A 19104-nucleotide genomic window follows, 5' to 3' on the forward strand; every position below is an offset into this window, starting at 1 on the left:
TTACAATACATGGAGAGGGAGAATATGATAAGTTTTGCAAGATAAAATAAATAAATGAAAGTTTATGACTTCTCCTATGACTTGCAACGAGTGCAAGATAAAATATATGAAAAATGGCAGAGAAGTGAGAGGAGGGGATTTTTTATGACAGTTACAATTAAAGATGTGGCGAAGAAGGCGAACGTAGCACCATCAACTGTTTCTCGTGTAATTGCTGATAATCCAAGTATAAGTGAAAAGACAAAGCGCCGTGTTCGAAAAGTAATGAGTGAATTAGGATATCATCCAAATTTAAATGCAAGAAACCTTGCGAACCAAACGACGAAGACACTTGGTCTTGTTATGCCAAGCTCTGCAAGTAAAGCTTTTCAAAATCCGTTTTTCCCGGAAGTTATAAGAGGAATTAGTTCATTTGCACATGTGGAAGGGTATGCACTTTATATGTCGACAGGTGAAACGGAAGATGAAATTTTTAATGGTGTTGTAAAAATGGTACAAGGGCGTCAAATTGGTGGTATTATTCTTTTATATTCAAGAGAGAACGATCGGATTATTCAATACTTGCATGACCAAAACTTCCCGTTTGTTTTAATTGGAAAACCATATGATCGAAAAGATGAAATCACATATGTAGATAATGACAATTATACAGCTGCAAGAGAAGTGGCAGAATATTTAATTTCACTAGGACATAAACAGGTCGCGTTCATTGGTGGTGGCTCAGATTTACTTGTAACAAGAGATCGTTTAGCAGGTATGAGTGATGCTTTAAAATTAGCAGACATTGTATTACCGAAAGAGTATATTTTACATTTTGATTTTTCAAGGGAAAGTGGTCAACAAGCTGTTGAAGAGTTAATGGGACTAAAACAACCACCGACAGCAATTATAGCTACGGATGATTTAATTGGACTTGGTGTGTTAAGTGCGCTTTCTAAAAAAGGATTCGTTGTACCGAAAGACGTTTCAATTGTAAGCTTTAATAATGCTTTATTATCAGAAATTGCGAGTCCGCCGCTTTCAACAGTTGATGTGAATATATATCAGTTAGGATATGAAGCAGCAAAAGCTTTAGTTGATAAAGTGGAGAATGCTGAATCTACTGCCAAGTGTATCATTATTCCGCATAAATTATTGAAGCGTCAAACATGTGATCATTATGCATAAAAAAAGCTAGGAGTTTAACTCTTAGCTTTTTTTTGTAGAAAGGCTTCTAAACGATCACAGCCTTCTTTTAAAGTTTCGATACTATATGCATAGGAAAGGCGAAGATAACCTTCACCATACTCAGAAAATGCTGTTCCAGGAACGATGGCTAGTCCAGCTTCTTTTACTAGATCAAGTGCAAAATCAAATGATGAAGATGTTAAATGGCCAACATATGGGAATAAGTAAAATGCACCTGTTGGTTTTTCAACTGTTAGCCCCATTTGAGTGAGTCTATTATATACGTAATCACGGCGTTTTTTGTATTGGTGGCGCATCATCTTCGGTGCGTCTTTAGCGGCAGTTAATGCTTCGATTGCGGCATATTGGGCGATTGAAGTAGCACATGTTACATTGTATTGATGAACTTTTAAAATATGTCCTGCTAAATAGTTTGGTGCGAATAAAAGTCCAACACGCCAGCCAGTCATAGAATGTGATTTAGATAAACCGTTAATGACGATCGTCTTTTCACGCATTTCTGGGAAATGGGCGATAGATGTGTGTTTTTCTTCGTATACAAGTTCGCTGTAAATTTCATCTGAAAGAACAAAAATATTTTTATCTTTTAAGACTGATACAATATCTTTTAATTCTTCTTTTGATAAAGTTACACCAGTTGGATTAGAAGGATATGGCAGTACGACGCATCTCGTTTTTTCTGTAATAGCATTTTCTAGTGCTGCAGCAGTTAAACGAAATCCAGTTTCACGAACATCTACAAAAATTGGCGTTGCGCCGCATAGTTGAATAATAGGCTCGTAACCTGGATAAATAGGAGCAGGCAAAATTACTTCTGTCCCGGGCTCTAAAATCGTTCGGAATGCAACGTCAATTGCTTCACTAGCACCGATTGTAACGATGGTTTCGTTTTCAGCTGAATAATGTAAATCGTAGTTATCTTTTACAAAGTTACAAGCAGCCTTTCGTAATTCTAGTAAACCAGCGTTATGTGTGTAGCTTGTATAATTTTCTGTAATGGCCCGTTTTGCCGCTTCTTTTACGAGAGAAGGTGTAGGGAAATCGGGTTGCCCAATTGTTAAAGAGATAAGATTATCATAGTTTTGAATCATATTAGAGAATTGGCGGATTCCAGAAATTTGGATGTCCTTTACTCTAGGATTAATGAATTGTTCCATTGTATCTCCCTTTCTTCCGTTTGAAAATTAAGTTCATTTTATCATACTTTCTATGATTGCGCTTTGTATATGAAATTTAGAAAGAGAGAACAGAAAAAAAGCCGCTATAAGCGACTTTTTAGTATCCGTATTCCCAATCTATTTCATCTTCATTCCAAAGTACAGAGGATACTTTGCCAAGGTGAACAACTGATTCGTTCACAGCACATGTGCAATCTGCTTCTCCTGTTTTATGCTGTAATTCCTCATACACTGATTTTTCAACATTTTCTAGAACTACCAAATTTTCTTCTTTTAAAACAAGCGTAGTACCTGCCATATTTATCTTCCTCCTACTAAAGTAATGATCACTTATTTGTAAACATAGATAGTATGGATTATATGCTGTATTTTACTATAGTTGTCCGTCTAGTGAAGTATTTTTTATATTTTCTTTGTAATCCGTATTCATTGTATACTGCATGAAGGAAATTTGGTACAGGGTTTACAATCATTTCGAAAATCTGTAACAATTAACATGTGTTGTTAACAAAGAATTAACAAATATGTTAAGAAAAATCAAAATTTTAAAACAAATACACTAATAAAATGATATAATCATATCAAAATACATATAGGGGATGAGAGGCTATGGAGCTTATCCGTGATTTATTGATCCAAATTGCCATCATTATTTTGCCATTATTTTTATATGAAGCGATTCGTTTAAATCGCTATCAAGAAATGCCTCCGAAGCCGAATCGTTACTTTATTATGTTTTTATCTAGCGTTACGCTCGTTCTCTCCATGACATATTCTATTTGTTTTGACAATGTTTGCGGGTATAACTTTCACCCAATCCCAATTGTCAGTGGTTTTTTATATGGTGGGATTGTCGGTTTAATCCCAGCAGTTATTTTTGTTACATATGAATGGGCACTAAAAGGAATGAGCATTCTTCCAGTTGTAGAAGTAATATTTCTATTGATAGTTCCATTGTTCTTATCAAAGAAATGGTCTCTTTTTTCAAGGGGTAAGAAGCTAATTTTAGCATTTATGATTTCGTCATTTTATGTGTTGGTTTTTCTAGTATTTGGTATAATTAATGTGCTGTTAGAAACAGGTTTTACACCGTATATTTCGCAAATATATAGCGGATTTATATTTGCCTCGCTTATTATGGTTATGACTATGGTATTTCAGGTGTATTTAACGGAATATTTAAATGAAAACGCATTACTACGTACTGAGATGCAAAAATCAGAAAAACTTAATATCGTAAGTGAATTAGCAGCAAGTGTTGCACATGAGGTTCGAAATCCGCTCACTGTTGTTCGTGGATTTATCCAATTGCTAGAAAGTACGGAAGAAATGAAGAATAAGGACTATATGCGTCTCGTATTAGCTGAATTAGATCGGGCGGAACAAATTATTTCAGATTATTTAAATTTAGCAAGACCGCAAATTGAGAAAAAAGAACACATTTGTTTATCCGCGCAACTTATAGAAATGACTACTTTAATGTCATCATTTGCAGCGATGCAAGGTGTATATTTGCAAGTTGAGATTTCTGAGAGCCTTTATACGATTGGTGATAAGACGAAATTGAAGCAAGCTATTATGAATGTTGTTAAAAATGGTATTGAAGCAATTCAAGGAAATAAAGGATATTTAAAAGTAACGGCTGTTCAAAAAGACGAAACAATCGTAATAAGAGTTAAAGATAGTGGCGTTGGTATGACAAAAGAACAGTTAGCAAGGCTTGGACAACCGTATTATTCTTTAAAAGAAAAAGGGACAGGATTAGGACTTATGGTGACATTTAGTATTTTACAAGCGCATAATGGTACACTGGAATATAAAAGCGAAAGCGGAAAAGGTACTGAAGCGATTATTATATTACCAGCTGTAAGAAATAAGGAATAAAAGTTACCGATGGAAGGTAACTTTTTATTTTATATTGTTTATTCGTTTGTTCTTTCTTGTTTTGTTCGGCTAAATAAACTTTTAAATGAATGGAAGAAACCTTGTTCTTTTGAGGCGGCGACCATTCTTTTTGTTTCTTGAATTTCGCGAATAACTTGCATAAGTTGTGTATCACGGTTACTGTCTTTATTATAAATTTGATTAACGAGTTTATTCATTTTTTCTTCTTGCTTGGATTCTCGTTTATACATATGATTCATTAATAAGTCCATCTTTTCTTTTTGCAAGGCATCTGTTTGAGCGGCGTGATCAACTAACTCTTGTAGCATTTTTTCTTGAGAGCCTTCTTTTACATAAACTTGTTGCATCAATTCATCTAATTTTTCATCTTTCAAACGATTTTGTGTAATTAGAGTAGAATTTTGATGAATAATTGCTTCATTTAATTGAGCGAGCATTTCGAGTTTTAACATGAACTCCTCAAAGTTACGCCCATCTTCTTTTTCTTTCGTTTGTATTTCTTGCTTATCTTGTATAGCGGGTACAGGCGGGGCCTCTTTTTCTTTTAAAATAATAGGTATCGTTTCTGAAATATCTTCTTGCAGTTTAGCAGCTCTTTCATGTATAGATTTCAATAGTTTTAAATCATCCAGTTTATAAATACGAGCATCAGCTGTTTTTGAAATGATATACCCATGTTCCTCTAACAGTTGGCTATATTTACGGACTATATGTTTTGGGATGCCTGTTTTATTCGTGACATCTTTTGTTTTATAGATAGCTTCCATGTTATTTCCTCCCCAAAAAGTATCGTATATATCATTTCAATCTTTTTATGAGGACTTCCTTTGAAAAAGAATGTCGGAAGGTTATTAGTTTTCTACAGCATTAGTGAAAAGATGAAGAAAAATGAGAGATTTTTGGCGGAATGGCGAAGAAGAGCTAAAATAATGTCTGAAAACATATACAGGAGAAGTTTGTTATAATAACGGAGGAAAAGAAACTGGTAGAATCATGGAGGTATACATGAAGCAATTAAAAGGTATTATCATTTCAATTATTGCAATTCTTTCTATTGTAGTAGCGGTGTATGAAGTACTTGTTCCAGAGGAAACAAGTATCAAAAAAACGAATGCGTATGATCAAGTTCTAGAATTTCCGAAAGAGCGATATCCAGAGACAGGGAAACATATTACGGATGCTATAAAAGAAGGACATTCAGAAGTTTGTACAATTGATCGTGGTGGTGCTGGAGATAGAAGGAAATTATCGTTAGCTCCATATCCATCAAAAAAAGGCTATGATCGTGATGAATGGCCAATGGCGATGTGTAAAGAAGGCGGAAAAGGGGCGCATATTGAATATATAAGTCCAGCGGATAATCGCGGAGCAGGTTCTTGGGTAGGAAATAAGTTAGATAAATATCCAGATGGTACGCGTGTGAAATTTGAAGTGAAGTAGTGTTACATATTTCATAATGAAGGAGAAGGGGAGCGATGGAGTTAACAATTTCTTATTCACAATTAATGTTGATGAACTATGACGGTGAACAGCCTTACGTAGACTGGACGGATGAAGATTTTGATAGAGGTTATGCTAAGGCGGATGGAACTGTTATTTTTGAAGCACTTTCTGATTATACTTGTGAAATAAAAGTGACTTGTGGAAAACATATTGAGAAAGAAGAAGTAATTAGAACAGTTACGGTTCCTTTTACAGTTAAAAATGAATGTATCGTTGTAACGAGTATTCTTTCAAATAAATTTCAAATTCCTATTCCAAATGGTGAGTATACAGTTGTATTGCAGGTAATTCCTCTTGAAGAACCAACGGATGATGAGTTATATAAACTACAATACGAATTCTTTTTTGAAAGTAAAGAATAAAAAATGGGTTATCCTAAGGAAGGATAACCCATTTTTGTTATGCATTTGTTTTTAAAAGGGAACGAGCATCTTTTGCTGCTTGCACCATGTGTTCTAAAGCTGGAATAACTTCTTCCGTTTTTCTTGTTTTTAAACCACAGTCAGGATTAATCCAGAAATATTTAGGATCACATACTTGTAAAGATTGTTCTACGATTTCAAACATTTCATCTTTACTCGGTACACGTGGGCTATGAATATCGTATACCCCTAGACCGATCCCTTTTTCATATGTTGTATGTTTTAATGTATCAATAAATTCTCCGTGACTACGTGATGTTTCGATAGAAATGACATCCGCATCTAATGCACGAATAGCATCTACAATATCTTCGAAGTTACTGTAACACATGTGCGTATGAATTTGCGTTTCATTGGCTACAGAAGATGTTGCTAAAAGGAAGGATTGAACTGCCCATGTAATATATGCATCCCAATCTTTTTCTTTTAGTGGCATTCCTTCACGAAGCGCTGGCTCATCGACTTGGATTACTCTAATTCCAGACGATTCAAGTAATTCAATTTCATGACGAAGTGCTAATGCAATTTGATAGGAAACTTCTTTTCTTGAAATATCATTTCGAACGAATGACCAATTTAAAATAGTGACAGGTCCAGTTAGCATACCTTTTACTACTTTTTCTGTTAAGCTTTGTGCGTATACAGTTTCTTTAATAGTCATTCCATTTATAAAGGCAACATCACCATAAATAACAGGTGGTTTCACGCAACGGGAACCATACGATTGTACCCAACCGTTTTTAGTGAAGGAGAAACCAGCAAGACGTTCACCGAAGTATTCGACCATGTCAGTTCTTTCAAATTCACCATGAACAAGAACATCAAGACCGATTTCTTCTTGGTAACGAATCCATTTTTCTGTTTCTTTTTCAATAAATTGCTCATATTGTTCATTTGAGATAACGCCGTTACGCCATTCTTTTCGCGTTTGACGAACTTCAGTTGTTTGCGGGAAGCTACCGATAGTTGTTGTTGGTAACAACGGTAACTGCAGAGCAACTTGTTGTAATTCGAATCGTTTTTCAAATGGAAGAGGGCGTGAAAAATCTTCTTCTTTTAGTGCTGTTCGTGCTGCTTTGACATCTTCTCGGTTACGTGCAGCAGATGAACGTATTGTATGGTGCGCATTGCGATATGTTTCAAGTTCGTTACTAATGCTTTCTGTACCTTGAGTCAAAGCAGAATGAATAAGAACTAGTTCTTCTAATTTTTGGTTTGCAAATGCTAGCGCATCAAATAGTTCAGTCGATAAGTGAGTTTCTTCGGTTTTATCAATTGGTGAATGCAATAAACTACAAGAAGGCTGAACGATGAAATCTTTTGTTTGGACTTGTTTTTGTAACGTTGTAAATAACGTAAGAATTTCATCAAGGTCCGCTCTCCAAATGTTACGGCCATCTATACAACCGACTGCTAAAGTTTTGTCAGCTGGGAATCCGTATTTCGCAATAGCATTTAAATTACCTTCTTTACCGTGAACGAAATCTAAACCAACACTAGATACAGGGAATGTAATAATTTCTTCATAGTTTTCTTCTACACTATCAAAATATGTTTGTAAAAGAAGATTCGCGTTTGGAACTTCTTTACGAATAGTTTCATAAATTTCTTTCGCATGCTGAATTTCTTCTTTAGTTAAAGAAGCGAAAATCGGTTCATCAACTTGAATGATTTGTGCACCAGCCGCATGTAGTTCTGAAAGTAGTTGTACGTAAGGTGTAACTAACTGTTTTAAAATAGTAGCAAATTGATCTTGTTTATAGCCTTTTGCTAATTTTAAGAAAGTATATGGTCCTAAAATAACAGGCTTTCCATCTACGCCTAATTCTTGTTTTGCCTCTTCGTATAAGCGAAGTGGACGATTATCTTTTAAAGAGATTTGTAATCCCTCTTCATATTCAGGAACAATATAATGATAGTTTGTGTTAAACCATTTAGTCATTTCGGAAGCTACGTGATCTTTAGAGCCACGCGCCATTGCAAAATATACATCAAGGTAAGATGTAAACTCAGAAAAACGTGACGGGATAAAACCTAACATATAAGCAGTATCCAGAACGTGATCATAATATGTAAAATCGCCGACTGGAATGAGTTCAATTCCTTTTTCTTGCTGTACTTTTACGTGTTGAAGGCGAATTTCTTTCATCGTTGTTAAAAATTGTTCTTCATCAATTTTATTGGACCAAAAAGCTTCCAATGTTTTTTTCCATTCTCGTTGTAGTCCGATACGTGGATAACCTAAGTTACTTGTTTGAATTGCCATTTTAAATTCCTCCCTAATTGAAAGTAAGCATTTCCGTTTACTAGGAAATACTTATAACAAAAAGTACAAAGACATAGAAAATAAGCCTTCCTTTTTGTTTTAACACCTCATCATCATCCGTGAATCTATCAGTGTTGTTAAAACAGGCAGGTCTCCTGACTTATGCTTCATATAATTTCTTTCACCTTCCCGTTCTCACAGTGGCACTAACAAAGAAATCTCAGCATTTACAGTGGCGGGACCGTGTTGGAGTTTCACCAAGCTTCCCTTTTAAACACGAAACGAAATTTTCGTGTACCTATTTTCCTTTTGAAAGGAATTTAACAAGCGATATGATATTGAAACAAATTCTAACACAATTTTTGGAATTTTGTCTACTGTTTTAAAATAAGAAAATTCTAAAGGTTTTATTTCTTAATATTCTGAATAATTTAAGTGTTTTTCAGATTAATGATATATAATGGAATGTGAAAATATAGAAAAATTGAGCGAGTAAAGAAGAGGGAACGTCTTCTTTACTCGCTCAATTTTCATCTACATCAAATTTTGAAAGTCGTCCTGCAATGGCATCGTTAAGGAGGGTGCTTAACCATTGTAATTCAACGGTAATATGCTCAATAACACTTTGTAAAATATATAGTTGTGCACGTGGAATTTTTCCTTTACTGCAATCATATATAGTTTGCATTTTATGTAAATATTGAACGGTATCATGTTTCTTTTTTTCTAAAATTGGAACCAATTCTTGATCATCACCAAAATGAGTGAAAGAAAGTGCTGAATAAATTGGTTTATATATTTGGTTTTTTGCTTCGAACTGTTTTAAGAGTAACGTGTGAAATAGTTGTTTACCTTCCTCTGTTATATGAAAGATTGTTTTATCTGGTCTATTCGTATCACGAACAATAGTTGTAATGCGAATTGCACCTTGCTTTTCTAATTGCTCGAAGGCGTAATAAAGTGATCCTTTTGCATATTTAATATAATAATCCATCTGTCTGTCTTTCATTATGTGCTGCACTTCATATGGATGTTTATCTCCTTCGAGTAGCAAGCCGAGAATGACTAATTTCATGCTCATTCTGTCTCAACTCCTGTACATAAAAACTGTATCCCTACTAATTAAAGTTTGATTTTATACATATTATAAACGGCATATCCTTTTTCATAAAGGGATATGCCGTTCCTTTTTTTATACTAACTTACTTGTTTTTGCTTTTGTTTCGCTTTCGGTCCTGTAAATAGGCGTTCATTTCCCATAAGTAAAATACAAATAATACTTAGTACAGCTGGGATCAGTGCCCAGAAGAATGTGTTGGCAATAGATGTAGCGAGAGCTTCTTTAATACCAGTTAATATTTCTGCTGGAATCTTCTCGGTAGCACCTGGTGATAATAAGAAACTTGTGTCTCCACCTTTTGGAGCTAATTTTGCAAGTTCAGGAGGGAACACAGTGTTTAATTTATTAATAAAAATATGATTTTGAATTGTACCGAAAATCGTTACACCAAGAGTCATACCGAGTGAACGGAAGAATGAGTTTGTTGATGTAGCAGAACCACGGTCTCTCATTTCTAATTTATGGATAGAAGACATACTTAAAACTGAGAATGAGAAACCAACCCCAAGTCCAGCGAGAACCATAAATAGCGTTACGAGCATACGAGGTGTGTCCATTGTTAAGGTGCTTAGTAAATAAATACCAAGAACGAAGAAAACGCCAGATACCATCATAATGTTACGATAGCTTGTTCGTGAAGCTAACTGTCCACCTGTTTGACTTCCGATTACAGAGCCGACCATCATTGGTGTTAAAATTAATCCAGCATTTGAGGCTGAACCTCCGAGAACACCTTGAACGAAGATTGGGATATAAACTGTACAGATGATAAAAGCAGCACCATAGAAAAAGGCAACGCCTTGGCTAGCTGCAAATAAAGGTTTTTTAAATAGATGGAAAGAAATGATAGGCTCAGTTGCTTTTCGTTCTACGAAGAAGAAAATAATAAGCATAATAACAACAGTTGCAAATAAACCGATAATTACATTAGAGTCCCATGCATACGTTTTACCACCAAGTTCTAGTGCGAACATTAAGCAAATAATACTAATGACAAGTGTAATAGCACCAGCCCAATCAATTTTTTGTTTTCTAAATTCTAGAGATTCACTGTAGTATTTAGTAATGAAGAAGAAGGAGATAAGCCCTAATGGAATATTAATATAGAAGACCCAATGCCAACTTATATAGTCCGTAATATAGGCACCTAATAAAGGTCCAAATACACTTGATGTCCCGAAAACTGCACCGAATAGCCCTGTCATTTTCCCACGTTTTTCTGGCGGGAATATGTCATACATAATTGTGAAGGCGATAGGCATAAGGGCGCCACCACCAATACCTTGAATTGCTCTATAAATACTTAATTGTTCAATACTAGATGCTGTCCCGCAAAGTGCAGAACCGAATAAGAAAAGAATGAGTCCACCAATATAAAAACGTTTCCGTCCGTACATATCAGAAAGTTTTCCGAAAATAGGCATCCCTGCCATTGTTGCTACCATATATGCCGATGTGACCCAAACAAACTTGTCAAATCCTCCTAAGTCTCCGACAATCGTCGCCATTGCGGTTGCAACAATTGTATTATCCATTGCTGCCATTAAAATACCAAGTAGTAAACCAGCAACAACAAACTTTGTATTGTTGGAGTCTTTTTTTGATAGTTGAGTTTCCAAATATGCCCCTCCTTTAATAATAAGTAAACTATATTAAGTTTTAAATGCAACGCATAAAAATCTAAAGCATAGTTCCTCTTAAATTCTCTTACATAAGTGCACTGACATGCCATAAAGAATATTATAGTCAAATTTGACTAAAAGGCAAACTTTTTCTTTCACCAAAATATCCTTTTGTATGGAAAGAAAAAGAGTGAGCAATACTGAATATTGTTATAAAGTCAATGAAGTAAATTGTAAAAAATATTTCAGTAAGAATACTTCCTGTTAACAGTTGAAAAATGGTTTTTTCTTTATATTGTCGAATAGGATAAAAGGAAGGGAACTATTAAATATCGTTTGTAACAAGCGTTCATCATTTTTGTAGTTTATTGTGTAAAGCGAAAGAATAGAATTGTATGGATGGTACATCTGAAATGAGGTGAATATATATTATGAAAATATGGAAGCGAATTTCGGATCAAGGAAGGGATACAATACCGTTACAGCCGGTATTGTGGATTGATGGCTCAAAAAAGGAAGGCGAACTTCCTAATGTAGCAGTTACATTACAAATCCGTAGTATGTATGAAGAAAAATTTTCATATGAACTAATCTATGATGTAAACGACATACTTATTATGCGAATTGAAGTTGAAAATAAAGGAATTGAAGTGATTTCACGAGTCGTTGTAAGTCATATGATTAGAGATTACTTTTCGTATATTCCGAATTCTCTGCAGGTTAATAAGGGGATGAGCGAGTTTTTATTCCAGCTTGTAAGGTGGAGAATCGATAATTTATTGCCGAACGAGAAGGTGGAACTAAGTTGTAAATTAAAAGCAAATAAAGATAAAGCGGTTAAAACTGCATTGTTTAAGGCTACATACACATTTCAACATAAAGCAGTCTCATATGGCCCCTTGCAAACAAATGAAGTTGTGGTGCGGCAATGATAAAAAGGAACCTGTGCGAAAGGTTCCTTTTTTAATGGAGGTTGTGCTTCTTGAGTATTTTCTTTTGTTCGATTCCTTTTTTTCCTACATAGTTATTTTTATAACCAAAATATAGAATGAATAGAAATGAAATAACATTTACAATAGCGTCGATTTGATCGTTCGTAATAAAGTTTATTCCGAAAGAGGTAAATAGTAGCTTTAATGATAACAAAAAACCAGCTAGTAAACGTATAGCATCTGATAGATTTTCTTTTTGTAGCATATAGGTCACTCCTTTCTATAAACGATATATAGTATATATATGAAATAGAATAAAAAAGGAATACAAGCTCTAGCGGAAATGTACATAGAATATGTACATTTTTTATTTGGTAGAAAAACATTATTGTTATAGAAACATATATTGGTATAGAAAGGAGAGGAAGTATGAAACATAAAGGGAAGATTAGTGGATTATTACTAGGGAATACTGTTGCTGTTACGGAATGGATTGCGCTTCAGGATGTAATTGCAAAATTAGATTCGCGATCATTTTATACTGTCTTTATTATTTATATTTTGCAACTGTTGCTAAGTTGTTACTTTGGCCATTGGTACGATAAAAGAGAAAACGGACGTATGAATATGGAAGTAGGGGGAATGGCAAGTAATGATTTTGTTGTTGATTTTTTTGAAAAAGTAGCTGCTTTATCTGAACGAGATTCTCGCAATATTACAGTGTACATTCTTTCCGTTAAAGAATGGGAGGGATTAAAGGAAACAGTGCAAGAAAAAAAGTTGGAAGCGTTAGTACAGAGAGTGGAGTCTACTATTGTAAAGACGATTCGAAAAGGTGATGTCGTTACAAAATGGGATGAAAATAAATATGTTATTGTAGCGATTGATAATGGTCATGAAAAATCAACAATAACACGACGATTAATGAAAAATATTGAAAGTGAAATAGAAAGTGGTTTATTAAGTGTGACGCTATTACTTGGGGCTGCTAGTTATCCAGTAGAAGGGAAAACTTTTGAAGAATTGTTAAGAAAGGCACAGAATCAATTGTACCAGTATAGAAATTTGAAAGACAATGAGTAAAACTTTGAGTTGAAGAAATATGATATGAAGAAATTCGGATTGTAACATTTTTTTGACTTTTATTACAAAAACAACTTTTATTGTAATAAAAGTCTTTAAAAATATATGAAATAGGCATATAATTATGATGGATGTGTCAATGCATTTGCACAATGTGTTTCATTTTAAAAGTGTAGAGGAAAACATGCTCTACACTTTTCCTTTTTAGGAAAGGAAAAGAATATTTGTAAGTTGTTGCGAGGTAGTATTTGTACTGTGTAAAATGAACAAAGAGATTATTTGATAGAAAGCGGAAAGGGAATGATAGATGTGAGAGATCGACAATCATCTTTTATCAGGTGAATTATTATAGTTGTTCTTCTAATTATTATGGCTCTGGTGAATTCCATTGTATTTTAAGGTAATACATAGTGTGAGTAGAGAATGAAAAGTGCAAAGTGAAATATACTTAGTAGATGGACATGAAACTGCTACATAATTCAAAGAGAATAACGTGAAAAATAATTTCAAGTAATAAATGTGTACAAGCATGATAAACAATACTGATGATCTTCGTAAAAAAGATGCGAGTGTGAAGTGTATAGAAGGATTATATGATTTTTATAGCTTTTTTACACAAGGATCGTTTATAAGTAGGAGGAAAAGATGTTGAAATATAGTAAATTAGCAATTGTAGCCACATTATCAATGGTTTTATTAGCGGGTTGTTTCGGGCCAAAACCAGAAGAGGAATTATATGTAGCATTTGAAAATGCTGCCAAGCAAGAAAAAACAATGTTTGAAGATGCAAAGAAACTTGAAACTTTAGAAAAAGAGGGACAAGAATTATATAACCAGATTGTTCAAGAAGGAAAAGATAATAATCAAACTGTTAAGGAAAAACTGAACCAAGCAGTGAAAAATACAGATGAACGAGAAAAAGTGCTTAAAAAAGAAAAAGAATCTTTAAATAAGGCGCAAGAAGAAGTGAAATCAGCAGATAAATATGTGAAGAAAATTGAAGATAAGAAATTGAAAGAGCAAGCGGATAAAGTGAAAAGCACATATGAGAAACGACATGATTCATTTAACAAAATGTATGACAGCTATAATAAATCGTTAAAACAAGAAAAAGAATTATATACAATGTTACAAGATAAAGGTACAAAATTAAAAGATATTAGTGAGAAAGTTAAAGTAGTAAATCAATCGTATAAGGATATTGAGTCAGAAAAAGATAAGTTTAATGAATTCACGAAATCTTATAATACAGAAAAAGTTGCATTTTACAAGCAAGCCAATATTAAAATTAAAGAAGAGAAAAAATAAAACAGTTTGGCCAAACATAGGCCAAACTGTTTTATTTTTTTGTATAAGTGCGGCTATACCATGGAACAGGTTCACTTAATTTTTTTTCTTGTTTCAGTGCTTCAGGACCAATATAATCTTGTAGTGTTTTTTTGGAAACTGTTAAAGACAAGGTTGTTTTCGGGTTTCGGTAGGAGGATTCAAGATGACCAAGATGTGGTAGGTTTCGAAAATCTTCTTTCGTAGGAGGGATGTGGAAATAATAATCGCCTAACCGTATAAGAACATCAGATTGTTGTTGGCTAAAACGTGGATTTCTAGAGAAATGTAATCCTTCTTTAATTGCTTTTTTTTCGGCGATTAAACGCTCTAAAGCTGTCTTTTTTAACCAGTATAAATATTTAGGGTTAGTTGCAGCTTTGGCATGACGATTCACAACGAAAATAGATTGAGCTAGTCGATTAATAGGATGTTGGTTTTGTAATTGAGATTGTGGTTGTGAAGGTTTCATATTGAATCTCCTTTCAATTTTTCATTATTATAACATAAATAAAAGAGGTTTTTATTATATGCAAAAAGTGATTGTATACATTTTCAATATTAAAGCAATATTGTTACAAAAAACAACTATTTTGTATAATAGTAATAGAATGTGTTTTGAAATTTGATAATGAAAGAGTGAGAAGTTTGAAAGAACTATTAAAACAACAATATGCCATTATAGATATTGGATCTAATACAATGCGTTTAGTTATTTATGAAAAGCAAAATGGAGGTTTTTATAAAGAAATTGAAAATACGAAAGTGGTTGCTCGGTTAAGAAATTATTTAATCGATGGTGTTTTGAATGAAGAAGGTAAAGAAGTATTGTTACAAACATTATTTCAATTTCAAGAAAGTACAAAATTCCATCAGCTGCATCATGTACTTTGTGTTGCAACGGCAACAATTAGACAGGCTGAGAATCAAGAGGAGATTAAAAAACTTGTTGAAGGACAAACAGACTTTACTCTTAGAGTGTTATCAGAATATGAGGAAGCACGTTACGGCTATTTAGCAGTTATGAATTCTACTTCGTTTTCGGAAGGAATAACAGTAGATATTGGTGGCGGAAGTACGGAAGTTACATATATTAAAAATAGAGAGATTTTAGAGTACCATAGTTTTCCTTTTGGTGCGCTTTCTTTAAAACATCTATTTATTAAAGGTGATATTCCTACTAAAGATGAATTAGAGGAAATTCGAGAGTATTTAGAGTGTCAATTTCGAACGTTACCATGGTTAATTGATAAGAAATTGCCTCTTATTGCAATTGGTGGTAGTGCGAGAAACTTAGCAAAAATCCACCAAAATTTAATAAACTATCCTATAGCGGGAGTACATTTATACAAAATGAAAGAAGAAGATATTGAAAATGTAAAAGGTACATTAGAAAAACAATCGTTTATCGAACTTCAGAAAATGGAAGGATTGGCAAAAGATCGAGCTGATACAATTATTCCAGCGGTTGAAGTATTTCATAAACTTGTAAATATTATAGAAGCAACGGCATTTGTATTAAGCAAAAAAGGATTAAGAGAAGGTGTTTTCTATGAAGAGTTGACGAAAGATTTAGGGATTTCATATTATCCGAATGTAGTTGAAGAAAGCTTACATTTGTTATCACGCGAATATGAAATGGATATGGAATTTGTCATTCAACTTATTAAACATGGAAGATTGATTTGTAAACAACTCGAAGAAATAGGACTGATTTCTGTTTCGATAAAAGACTGGGAAGCATTCCATCAAGCAGCGAAAGTATTTAACATTGGAAAATATATAGACGAAGAAGCGAGTCGTTTACACACGTTTTATTTATTGGCGAATAAAACAATTGATGGCATGATGCATAAAGATCGAGTGAGGTTAGCGCTTATTGCATCTTATAAATCAAAAATGCTATTTAAACAACATTTATCTCCATTTGAAGGTTGGTTTGATAAAAGCGAACAAAAAAAAATCCGCCTATTAGGGGCTGTTTTACAATTTTCAGCTGCTTTAAATGTAAGACAAAGATCGCTTGTTGATACGATATCCATAACAGAAAATAAAGAAGGATTAACGTTTAGAATTTTATGTGAGCAATCGGCATTAGCAGAAAAAGTACAAGCTGAAAAACAAAAAAAGCAGCTAGAAAGAGTGTTAAAAACGAATATTAACTTGTCATTTGAATGAAAATGTTAGGTTGTACGGATGTCTTTACAAAAAATTTACACTTTATAATATTGTAATTTGCTAAAATAAAAGTAACTAAATTATAGTAAAAAAGTTTCAAGGGGAAGTGTGAAGAGAATGGAATTGTTGAAGGGGAACATCGTAAATTTAAATGATACAGCATATTATAATAACCGAGAGCTAAGTTGGTTAGCATTTAATGAACGTGTACTACAAGAAGCGCAAGATGAAAATAATCCACTCTTGGAAAGATTAAAGTTTATTAGTATTTTTAGCTCGAATTTAGATGAATTCTTTATGGTACGTGTAGCGGGTTTGAAAGATCAAGTGAGTGCTGGGTTTAATCAACCAGAAAATAAAGCTGGCTTAACACCAAAAAAACAATTAAATAAAATTGCGATAAAAGCCCATGAATTAATGACCGTACAATATGATACGTTTAAAAATTATGTATTGCCAGCGCTTGAATTAGAGGGGATTGAGCGTTTAACATTCCATGATTTGACGAAAGAACAGAGAGAATTTATAGAAGATTATTTTGATGAGCAAATTTTTCCGGTTTTAACGCCTGTAGCTATCGATGCATACCGTCCATTTCCGATGTTATTAAATAAAAGTTTGAACTTAGCTACTCTTTTATATGATGAGAAGCAAGTGGAGGAAGAAAACCGTACGAAGTTAGGAATTGTGCAAGTTCCTTCATTACTTGAACGCTTCATATTTTTACCGAGTGAAGGGCAAAAGCATAAATTTATTTTATTAGAAGACGTAATTAGTAGTTTTACTCATAAATTATTCACAGGATATAAAGTATCATCTGTTACTCGTTTCCGTATTACACGTAATGCGGATTTAACAATTCATGAAGAGGGTGCGAGGGATTTATTAAAGGTAATTGAAAAAGAGTTGAAAAAGCGTAAGTGGGGAGCTGCTGTACGTTTAGAAGTTGGCAAAGAACACATTGATGAAAGAGTATTAACATTATTATACGAGGTGTTGGAAGTAAAAGATGAAGATGTATATATAATGGATGGACCGTTAGATTTAACATGTTTATTCTCTTTATATAAAAAATTAGCACCATTATATGAACATCTCATTTATCCAGCCCTTATTCCGCAACCACCTCAAGACTTAGGTGATGAGGAAGATGTATTTGAAAAGGCGATTGAGCATGATATTTTATTACATCATCCTTTTGAATCGTTTCAGCCAGTAGTTGATTTTGTCCGTGATGCGGCAGACGATCCGAATGTACTTGCGATTAAACAAACATTATATCGAGTAAGTGGTGATTCTCCGATTATTCAGGCACTAAAAGTAGCAGCTGAAAAAGGAAAACAAGTCACAGTGTTGGTGGAGTTAAAAGCAAGGTTTGATGAAGAGAATAATGTTCATTGGGCTAAAGAATTAGAACAGGCGGGGTGTCACGTTATTTACGGTGTAAGTCACTTGAAAACGCATAGTAAAATTACGCTAGTTGTAAGAAGAAAAAACGGAAAAATCGAAAGATTCGTACATCTTGGAACAGGAAATTATAATGATGCAACAGCAAAGCTATATACCGATTTTGGCTATATTACATCACGAAAAGACTTTGGGGTCGATGCAACAAATTTCTTTAATTATTTAAGTGGTTATACAACGAAACCGCATTTTCACCATTTATCAGTTGCACCATTTGATATAAGAAAGCAATTTATGGATTTAATAGATGAAGAAATTCGTTATCATAGGCAATATGGAAATGGCTATATTATCGCTAAGATGAATTCACTAACGGATAAACCATTAATAAAAAAAATGTATGAAGCATCACAAGCGGGAGTAAAGGTAGAGCTCATCGTTCGAGGAACATGTTGTTTAAGACCTGGTATTCCAAATGTAAGTGAAAATATTCGTGTAGTTAGTGTTGTAGGAAGATATCTAGAACATAGCCGTATTTATTATTTCCATCATAATGGAGAGGAGAAAATATATTTATCTTCAGCTGATTGGATGACGCGAAATATGGAGAAACGAGTAGAAATATCCTTCCCAATTCTAGATATTGAAATGAAAGCAAGAATAAAGGCGATTTTACAGCTTACTTTAGCAGATAATGTGAAAACACGCGAACAAAATAAAGACGGTGACTACTATTATGTTATTAATAGTGGTGCAGAGGAGATTGATAGCCAAGTGAAGTTGTTTAAGATGGCGTATCAAAATACAGATGCTGAATAGCAAGAACAAAGTAAAAAACCTCTTATTAATAAGAGGTTTTTTACTTTGTTCTCTACTTATTATACGTTCTCAAAATAGAAGAATGTGTAGAGAGAATAGTTTTTATTGTAAGCATATTAATCGATTGTCTAATAGAGAGAATAGCGTTGGTAGAA

Annotated in this window: 17 protein-coding genes and 1 riboswitch; of the genes, 9 read left to right on the forward strand and 8 right to left on the reverse strand. The window is 33.7% G+C overall.

Annotated features, from left to right (window positions below):
* The first annotated feature begins 144 nt into the window (after positions 1–144).
* A complete protein-coding gene (malR, locus tag JDS98_RS17180) occupies positions 145–1167 on the forward strand; it encodes a maltose operon transcriptional repressor MalR (protein ID WP_000219032.1) in 1023 nt (340 codons plus the stop codon).
* 14 nt (positions 1168–1181) lie between these two features.
* On the opposite strand, the gene JDS98_RS17185 is transcribed toward malR, so the two are convergent.
* Positions 1182–2345, reverse strand: a complete 1164-nt coding sequence (locus tag JDS98_RS17185; protein ID WP_097956924.1) for an aminotransferase A — start codon at positions 2343–2345, stop codon at positions 1182–1184.
* Between the two features lie 118 nt (positions 2346–2463).
* Entirely contained in the window at positions 2464–2664 is a 201-nt protein-coding gene (locus JDS98_RS17190; RefSeq protein ID WP_000929282.1) for a hypothetical protein, read from the reverse strand.
* A 311-nt stretch (positions 2665–2975) separates the two neighbouring features.
* Between JDS98_RS17190 and JDS98_RS17195 the strand changes: the two genes are divergently transcribed.
* On the forward strand, positions 2976–4250 hold the full coding sequence (locus tag JDS98_RS17195; protein ID WP_000420365.1) for a sensor histidine kinase: 1275 nt from the start codon (positions 2976–2978) through the stop codon (positions 4248–4250).
* A 38-nt stretch (positions 4251–4288) separates the two neighbouring features.
* Here the strand turns inward: JDS98_RS17195 and JDS98_RS17200 are convergent, their stop codons facing one another.
* Positions 4289–5038 carry a DUF3967 domain-containing protein gene (locus tag JDS98_RS17200; protein WP_000387496.1) on the reverse strand — a complete coding sequence of 250 codons (750 nt, stop codon included), beginning with the start codon at positions 5036–5038 and terminating at the stop codon, positions 4289–4291.
* Between the two features lie 238 nt (positions 5039–5276).
* On the opposite strand from JDS98_RS17200, the gene nucA reads away from it, so the two are divergent.
* Both nucA and JDS98_RS17210 read left to right on the forward strand, forming a co-directional pair.
* Positions 5277–5711 carry a DNA-entry nuclease gene (gene nucA / locus JDS98_RS17205; RefSeq protein ID WP_000811503.1) on the forward strand — a complete coding sequence of 145 codons (435 nt, stop codon included), beginning with the start codon at positions 5277–5279 and terminating at the stop codon, positions 5709–5711.
* Positions 5712–5746: 35 nt separating this feature from the next.
* Positions 5747–6136, forward strand: coding sequence for a competence protein ComJ (locus JDS98_RS17210; RefSeq protein ID WP_098137302.1), 390 nt, complete (start codon positions 5747–5749; stop codon positions 6134–6136).
* Between the two features lie 37 nt (positions 6137–6173).
* Here JDS98_RS17210 and metE read toward each other — a convergent pair whose 3' ends face one another.
* The 3 genes from metE to JDS98_RS17225 all read right to left on the reverse strand — a co-directional run bounded on the left by metE (position 6174) and on the right by JDS98_RS17225 (position 11201).
* A complete protein-coding gene (metE, locus tag JDS98_RS17215) occupies positions 6174–8462 on the reverse strand; it encodes a 5-methyltetrahydropteroyltriglutamate--homocysteine S-methyltransferase (protein WP_098137301.1) in 2289 nt (762 codons plus the stop codon).
* 128 nt (positions 8463–8590) lie between these two features.
* Positions 8591–8779: riboswitch (cobalamin riboswitch) on the reverse strand.
* 206 nt (positions 8780–8985) lie between these two features.
* Entirely contained in the window at positions 8986–9543 is a 558-nt protein-coding gene (locus JDS98_RS17220) for a PadR family transcriptional regulator (RefSeq protein ID WP_000062055.1), read from the reverse strand.
* Between the two features lie 116 nt (positions 9544–9659).
* Entirely contained in the window at positions 9660–11201 is a 1542-nt protein-coding gene (locus JDS98_RS17225; RefSeq protein WP_000449889.1) for an MDR family MFS transporter, read from the reverse strand.
* Positions 11202–11635: 434 nt separating this feature from the next.
* On the opposite strand from JDS98_RS17225, the gene JDS98_RS17230 reads away from it, so the two are divergent.
* Positions 11636–12136, forward strand: a complete 501-nt coding sequence (locus JDS98_RS17230) for a hypothetical protein (protein WP_000708174.1) — start codon at positions 11636–11638, stop codon at positions 12134–12136.
* A gap of 31 nt (positions 12137–12167) precedes the next feature.
* On the opposite strand, the gene JDS98_RS17235 is transcribed toward JDS98_RS17230, so the two are convergent.
* Positions 12168–12401: an SPP1 phage holin family protein gene (locus tag JDS98_RS17235; protein ID WP_000939445.1), complete on the reverse strand. Its 234-nt coding sequence runs from the start codon at positions 12399–12401 to the stop codon at positions 12168–12170.
* A gap of 164 nt (positions 12402–12565) precedes the next feature.
* Here JDS98_RS17235 and JDS98_RS17240 point away from each other — a divergent pair, with 164 nt between their 5' ends.
* Together JDS98_RS17240 and JDS98_RS17245 are read left to right on the forward strand one after the other, a co-directional pair.
* Positions 12566–13219, forward strand: a complete 654-nt coding sequence (locus JDS98_RS17240) for a diguanylate cyclase domain-containing protein (protein WP_097956928.1) — start codon at positions 12566–12568, stop codon at positions 13217–13219.
* Positions 13220–13864: 645 nt separating this feature from the next.
* The gene (locus JDS98_RS17245; protein ID WP_000922477.1) at positions 13865–14527 is read left to right on the forward strand and encodes a YkyA family protein; all 663 of its coding nucleotides are present in this window, start codon (positions 13865–13867) and stop codon (positions 14525–14527) included.
* Between the two features lie 31 nt (positions 14528–14558).
* Here JDS98_RS17245 and JDS98_RS17250 read toward each other — a convergent pair whose 3' ends face one another.
* Complete coding sequence (locus JDS98_RS17250; RefSeq protein WP_000804859.1) at positions 14559–15017, reverse strand: YkyB family protein; 459 nt, start codon at positions 15015–15017, stop codon at positions 14559–14561.
* Between the two features lie 176 nt (positions 15018–15193).
* Between JDS98_RS17250 and JDS98_RS17255 the strand changes: the two genes are divergently transcribed.
* Both JDS98_RS17255 and JDS98_RS17260 read left to right on the forward strand, forming a co-directional pair.
* The gene (locus JDS98_RS17255) at positions 15194–16723 is read left to right on the forward strand and encodes a Ppx/GppA family phosphatase (RefSeq protein ID WP_199634162.1); all 1530 of its coding nucleotides are present in this window, start codon (positions 15194–15196) and stop codon (positions 16721–16723) included.
* Between the two features lie 117 nt (positions 16724–16840).
* Positions 16841–18949, forward strand: a complete 2109-nt coding sequence (locus tag JDS98_RS17260) for a polyphosphate kinase (RefSeq protein WP_016109045.1) — start codon at positions 16841–16843, stop codon at positions 18947–18949.
* Positions 18950–19104 lie beyond the last annotated feature (155 nt).

It is taken from the genome of Bacillus cereus group sp. N11 (assembly GCF_016483605.1).
Lineage (GTDB): Bacteria > Bacillota > Bacilli > Bacillales > Bacillaceae_G > Bacillus_A > Bacillus_A toyonensis.